The sequence below is a fragment of the Jatrophihabitans sp. genome (assembly GCA_036389035.1).
In the GTDB taxonomy this organism is placed as follows: Bacteria; Actinomycetota; Actinomycetes; order Mycobacteriales; family Jatrophihabitantaceae; genus Jatrophihabitans_A.
Map to the genome: position 1 here is coordinate 58070 of DASVQQ010000006.1, position 6000 is coordinate 64069.

Annotated in this window: 8 protein-coding genes; 2 read left to right on the top strand and 6 right to left on the bottom strand. The window is 69.3% G+C overall.

The genetic code is table 11. From position 1 onward, the window contains the following. The first annotated feature begins 9 nt into the window (after positions 1-9). Positions 10-261 carry a DUF3618 domain-containing protein gene (locus VF557_02585; GenBank protein HEX8079077.1) on the top strand — a complete coding sequence of 84 codons (252 nt, stop codon included), beginning with the start codon at positions 10-12 and terminating at the stop codon, positions 259-261. A 13-nt stretch (positions 262-274) separates the two neighbouring features. On the opposite strand, the gene VF557_02590 is transcribed toward VF557_02585, so the two are convergent. From VF557_02590 to VF557_02615, 6 genes are all read right to left on the bottom strand, one after another. Then, the gene (locus tag VF557_02590) at positions 275-895 is read right to left on the bottom strand and encodes a hypothetical protein (protein ID HEX8079078.1); all 621 of its coding nucleotides are present in this window, start codon (positions 893-895) and stop codon (positions 275-277) included. A 90-nt stretch (positions 896-985) separates the two neighbouring features. Continuing rightward, positions 986-1285 (bottom strand): carbon storage regulator CsrA, encoded by a 300-nt coding sequence (gene csrA, locus VF557_02595; protein ID HEX8079079.1) that lies wholly within the window; start codon positions 1283-1285, stop codon positions 986-988. Positions 1286-1330: 45 nt separating this feature from the next. Then, complete coding sequence (locus tag VF557_02600) at positions 1331-1753, bottom strand: flagellar assembly protein FliW (GenBank protein HEX8079080.1); 423 nt, start codon at positions 1751-1753, stop codon at positions 1331-1333. A gap of 77 nt (positions 1754-1830) precedes the next feature. Continuing rightward, a complete protein-coding gene (gene flgL, locus VF557_02605) occupies positions 1831-2712 on the bottom strand; it encodes a flagellar hook-associated protein FlgL (GenBank protein ID HEX8079081.1) in 882 nt (293 codons plus the stop codon). 2 nt (positions 2713-2714) lie between these two features. Beyond that, a complete protein-coding gene (gene flgK, locus VF557_02610) occupies positions 2715-4067 on the bottom strand; it encodes a flagellar hook-associated protein FlgK (protein ID HEX8079082.1) in 1353 nt (450 codons plus the stop codon). After that, complete coding sequence (locus tag VF557_02615) at positions 4064-4546, bottom strand: flagellar protein FlgN (protein ID HEX8079083.1); 483 nt, start codon at positions 4544-4546, stop codon at positions 4064-4066. Before VF557_02615 ends, flgK begins: the two co-directional genes overlap by 4 nt. A gap of 311 nt (positions 4547-4857) precedes the next feature. On the opposite strand from VF557_02615, the gene VF557_02620 reads away from it, so the two are divergent. Further along, a complete protein-coding gene (locus tag VF557_02620; protein ID HEX8079084.1) occupies positions 4858-5817 on the top strand; it encodes a sigma-70 family RNA polymerase sigma factor in 960 nt (319 codons plus the stop codon). Positions 5818-6000 lie beyond the last annotated feature (183 nt).

The following is a 6000-nucleotide window of genomic DNA, read 5'->3' on the forward strand; positions in this document are numbered from 1 at the left end:
GGAGCCCCGGTGGCGACCCAGCGCGACGCGAGCGAGATCCGAGCAGAGATAGAGCAGGCCCGAGACCAGCTCGCGGTCACCGTCGATCAGCTGGCGGGTCGGCTGGCGCCCAAGCGGCTGGTGGATGACGCCAAGCTGACGCTGAAGCAGAAGGCGATGACTCCGGAGGGCAAGGCCGTGCTCGGCGGCGCCGGCCTGCTGCTCAGCGTGCTGATGATCCGCAACCTGCGCCGCAGCCGGCGCGAGCGGCGCAACCGGTAGGCCGGTGGCCGGCTCAGCCGCCTCCGACCAGGTTGCCGAGGTGGCGGCGCAGGTCCTCCACCCGTTCCACCGGGCGGTGGAACAGCACGACCACTTCCAGGCCCAGGTCCATCCGCGCCGTGGGCTTGCCGAGTAGCACGTAGCCGCTGATCTCGAAATGCTCCTCGGCCAGGTCGAGCCGCACCTGCACCGGGATGCGCGGCTGGCACAGCGCCTGGTGCTCGGCCGGCACCACGCCACGCAGGGCGGCCTCGCTCAGATCGATGAGCTCACCCGAGGTCTCGGCGCGCTGCCCGTCCGAGCCCGGGTAGCTGATGGTGAGACCCGCGTCGAACTTGGCCCGGGTGAAGCGCCGGCGCTCCTCGCGCCAGGCGGTGCCTTCGAGCTGGACGGCCAGCAGGCCGCCCTCTTCGGCCCCGGCGACGTTGAGCAGCATCACCGGCAGGACCCACAGTGAGGTCTCGTCCGGCCAGGCGACCAGCAGCCGGGTGCCGACGGCGATGACGCCGGGCAGATCGCGCGGTGGCTGCAGGAACAGCACGCCGGGCTGGGAACGGGCGACCTCGCTGCGGTAGGCGCGACCCTGCTGGTCGCGTAGCACTACCGCCGTCCCGTCCGCCGGTACTTCAGTCATGTCCGACCGACCGCTGCCGCGCTCACGGGCGCAATCCTATGGACACCGGGGCAGCCGTCGCAGCGAAACAGCCGGATCCGGCTGAGCCGGTCAGTGCCGGGCGCCGGGTGTCGGGTCGGCGTCGCCGCCGGCTGGTGACGCGCTCGAGTCCGGGTCACCGGCCGGGGCGCCCAGGGCGCCGCGCAGCGCGTCGACTGCGTCGTCTGAACTCGAGACCGCTTGAGCATTGGATCGCTGGATTTCCTCGTAGATTTCCTTGCGGTTGACCTTGACCGAACGGGGCGCCTCGATACCGATCCGGACGGCGTCACCGCGAACCTCGAAAACGGTCAGGACGATGTCGTCGCCGACGACGATGCTCTCGCCGACACGGCGGGTCAGAATCAGCAAGGCGACGCTCCAGCAGGCAGGTGGCCGGGTCCGGCACCGACAACGCTAGCCTGCCTGTCCTAACAACGGTGCGCGCAGGGGCAGATCGGCGTCGGCGAGCACCAGTTGCAGGGCGGTGCCGCGGTCGGCGGCGATCACGATCGGCGCCAGCAGGTTGGCGGTGGCGTCGTTGATGCCGTTGGTCACCGTGACGATCACCAGCAGCAGCACCTCGTCGTCGTCGCGCACTCCCAGGGCGCTGACATCGGAGGCGTCCAGCAACGGCGCGTAGTCGGGGAAGAACCGGCCGGGCGCGGCGACCACGAACCGCAGGCCGGGCGTCTTGGCCGACCGCAGCGCGTAGAGCACGCCATGGGCGTCCAGGGCCGAGACGGTGAACTCGCGCTCGTCCTCGAAGCCGGGGATCGGCGTCGCGAAGGTGATCCGGTCCGGCAAGGTGGCGGTCCGGGAACGGGTCAACTCGCTCACGCTGGCTCCCGAGTCGCTCCGCGTCTGGATCGCGCCTGGCTCGATGCTCACTCCTGAGCCGGTGCTGTGCTTCACGCTCACCTCAAGAAGTCCAGTAGCGAGATCTGGCTGACCTTCGCTGTGGTGGCGAGCGCGGCTTGGTAGGCGGCGTTGGCCGAAGTCACCTGGATGGCCATGTCGGCCAGGTCAATCTCCTGCAGTTCCGACAGCTGTGTCTTCAGCTGGATGCGATTGGTGTTCGCCGTGTTCTGCACGCTCTGGATCCTCTGATACTTTGCGCCGGCCAGGGACTGCTCGTTGGTGATGGTGACCTGCTTGACGTCCAGTTGCTGCAGGTTCGCGCCCAGCCCGGACGGGTTGGTGCGCAGGTTCGCCGAGATGTCGGTGAGCAGGTCGAAGAGGTTGCTGCCGTTGGCGCCGAAGGCTGCCGTTCCAGGGGTGTTCAGATCGATGGCGTTGTTGGCCCCGACTGTGCGGGTGACCGTGCCGGTGTCGCCGACATAGCTGCCGGAGGGGGCGAAGGCGACCTCACCGGCCGTGGTCCCGCCGAAGACGGGACGGCCGAGGTAGCTGGAGTTGGCCAGCGACAGCAGCGAGGCCCGGGCCTGGTCGACCTGCTGGGCGAGCGCCTCGTTCGAGGTGGCGTTGCCGGTGCCGGTGTTCATGCCCTGCAGCACCAGCGAGCGGACCTGCTGCAGCTGCTTGGTGACGCTGTGCAGGGTGCTGTCGACCGTGGTCAGCCAGCCGAGGGCGTCGCTGGCGTTGGTCTGGTGCTGGTTGAGCTGCTTGAGCTGCGAGCGCAGTTGCAGCGCGGTGACCGTGCCGGTGGGGGAGTCCGACGGCTTGGTGATCTGCCGGCCCGAGGACAGCTGCTCCTGCAGGCTGGCCAGCCGGGAGGCGCCCGCCTGCAGTCCGGCCAGGGCTCCCTGCGAGGCCGAGCCTACGGTGACCCGAAGCATCGTCACAGCCCCACCCGTCCGGTGTGCAGGATCAGGGTGTCCAGGATCTCGTCGACCGTGGTCAGCACCCGGGAGGCGGCCTGGTAGGCGCGCTGGTAGGTGAGCAAGTTGGTGGTCTCCTCGTCGAAGCTGACACCGGAAGAGGACTGGGCAAGCTCGTCGACGCTGTTGGTGACCGCCTGCTGGACGGTGGCCTGCTGCAGGGAGCGCTGGACGTCGGTGGCCAGGGTGCCCACCAGAGTGCGGTAGGCGGCGTCCGCGCCGACGCCGGAGCTGCCCAGCTGCGACATGCTCAGCGCCTTGGAGCCGTCCAGGTTGCCGCCGGGCGTGCCCGAGGCCGCCAGGTTGGCGGGGTTGGTGACCGCCACCGACAGGGTGGCGGCGGTGGCGCCGGCGAACAGCGGCCCACCGGGGTTGCCCGCGAGGTCATAGCCACTGGTCTGGTCGGCGTTGACGGTGCCGGCCAGGGCGGCGGCGACGGCGTCGAGTTGGGCGGCGTAACCGGGCAGTGCGGTGGTAAGGCCGTCGACCAGCCCCTGCAACGAGCCACCGGCCGGGCCGGCCGGCGCCCCGCCGACCAGGATCTGGTTGCCGGGGCTCAGCGAGACGGTGCTGGCGGTGGTGCCCGATACCAGGCTCTGGCCGCCGATGCTCACGATGGCGGTGCCGTTGGGCGCGATGCTGGTCTGGGCGCCGGCCAGGTCGGCCAGGGTCATCAGCAGGCCGTCGCGCTGGTCGGCCAGGGCGTTGATGTTGGCGCCGCTGGCGGTGCCCACCGCGATGTCGGCGTTGAGCTGGGCGAGCGCGGTGGCGGCGATGTTGATCTGCGCGGTGGCCGCGGTGGCCTGCTGCGACACCGACTGGGTCAGCCGGTCCAGCGCCGCGCTGCTCTGGTTGAGGGTGCTGGCCAGGCCGGCCGCCTTCTGCAGCACCACGTTGCGAGCCGCCAGGTCGCCGGGGTTGTTGGCCACCGAGGCCCAGGAGTTCCAGAAGTCGTTGAGCTGCTCTGCCAGGCCGTGGTCGCTGGGCTCGTCGAAGAGCGCCTCGGCCGAGGACAGCACGTTGGCGGTGGTCTGGAGGTAGCCGTTGTCGCCGTGCTCGGCGCGGGCGCGGGCGTCGATCATCGGGTCGTTGAGCCGGGTGGTGCCGGACACGGTCACCGAACCATGCGGGTGTTGGGTGGCATACAGCGCCGACACACCGGTCGCCGGGCCGACCGCTGCCAGCTCGGCGCGCTGGCGGGTGTAGCCGGGGGTGTTGGCGTTGGAGATGTTCTGGCCGGTGACCTCCATGCCGTAGCGCTGCACGTTGAGCGCTGCCAGGGCATTGGTCAGGCCTGAGAACGAACTGCTCATGCCTGCTCGTCCATCAGCATCGGGCCGTTGGGCGTGGCCGCCGCCGTGCCGTGTGAGTCATAGGTCTGCACGGTCTGGGTGACCGAGAGCAGGGTCTGGCGAACCGCGCGGGCCCCGGCGGCCAGCAGCACCCGGTTGTGACCGGTGGTGCCTTCTACCTCCGCGACCAGCTGCAGCAGCGCGTGCCGGTGCTCTCCGAACAGCGTCGCCCAGGGCTCGGGCGCGAGCGCCTCCAGCTCCGCGAGCGTGGGCGGGGCGATCAGTCCCAGTTCGTCGGCGATCGCGTCCACCTCCGCGGCCCGCAGCACCTCGGTGCCACGCAGCTGGTCGAGAGCGGCTTCGATCTCGTCGTTGGCCTGAGCCAGCCAGCGGGTCTGCCCCGCACTGACTATCAGTTGCTCCTCGACGAGCTTGAAGAGCAGTAGTTGCAGCGCATCCCGCTCGCGCCACAGCAACGTCGATACCTCGGAGAACCCCATGGTTTTACTTCCCGTAGTCGTCAACATGACTACCTCACACTCCCCTCGGGTTCAACGCAACTGATCGGCAATTGCCTGGCGTACTTGAACAGTCGGGCATCGAGGAGGGGTCAAAACAGGCCATCTGGAGCGACACGCCGTAGTGACGCAGATCACAGTAACTCTGAGTATCCGAAACTTAACGCAGGTAATACATTAAGCCCTGGTTAAGTTAGCGGGGGCCAACTTAACGGGTAGTAGTCGAGACCGATCCACCGTGACAGCAAAGTGCGCAAATGACTAGCGACACCACTGCCAGGAGAAGAGTAACGATGACCATGAGTCACAAGGCCCCGTTGGCCCCCGCACCCGCACTGGTTGCGACGGCTGGTTCAGCCGCCGCCAAGGTGTGCCCTCCGGCTGTTGAGGCGCTGGTGCGTGACAACCTGGCTCTGGTCGGACATATCGTCCGCGAGACCATGACCCGGCTGCCGGCTCACATCGGTCGCGACGACCTCACCTCCGCGGGGATGACCGCCCTGGTGCTGAGCGCGCAGGGATATGACGAGTCGCGTGGGGTGCCCTTCGCCCGGTTCGCCGCGATCCGCATCCGTGGCGCCCTGGTGGACGAGCTGCGCTCGATGGACTGGGCCAGCAGGTCGGTCCGCGGCCGGGCCCGCGAGGTCGAGGCCGCCCGCAACCAGCTCGCCGTGACCCTGGGACGTTCGCCCCGGCCGCACGAGGTGGCCGAAACCCTCGGCTTCAGCGTCTCCGAACTCGGCAGCATCGACGCCGACGTGCACCGGGCCAGCGTGCTGAGCCTGCAGGGCTTCGCGCCGGAGACCGGCGCCGCCATGGTGGCTGACGCCCAGCGCGGCCCCGAGCAGCTGGTGCTGGACCGCGAGCAGCTCGGTTACCTGCACGACGCCATCGCCGAGCTGCCCGAGCGGCTGCGCCACGTTGTACAGGCCTACTTCTTCGAGCAGCGGCAGATGGCAGACATCGCCGCCGAGCTCGGCGTCACCGAGTCACGGATCTCCCAGCTGCGCGCCGAGGCGCTCAAGCTGCTGCGCCACGGCCTGGCCAGCGCCGAGCCCGAGCTCGCCACGCCGGTCGAGCCCACCGGCCGGGCCGGCGCCCGGGTTGCCAGCTACGCGGCGGCAGTCGCCGCTCGCGGCACCCTGTCCTCCCGGTTGAAGATGTCGAACGCCTTCGGCGAGACGGTCTCTGCGCAGTACAGCTCGGCGATGCCGCGCCGTCACGAGCAGCTCGACCGCTCCTCGATCGCCTGACGGCGCCCGGCGCGACAAAGTAGCGGCTAACCGCTCAAGTCAGCGCCCCGGCTGCCGAACATATAGACGAGCCGATCCACGGATGGATCGGCCGGCCCGATCAGCGGGTCAACCCGGACTCTGTTTCAGGAGGAAACACCGTGAGTCTTCGCATCAACACCAACGTCGGGGCCCTCAACGCCT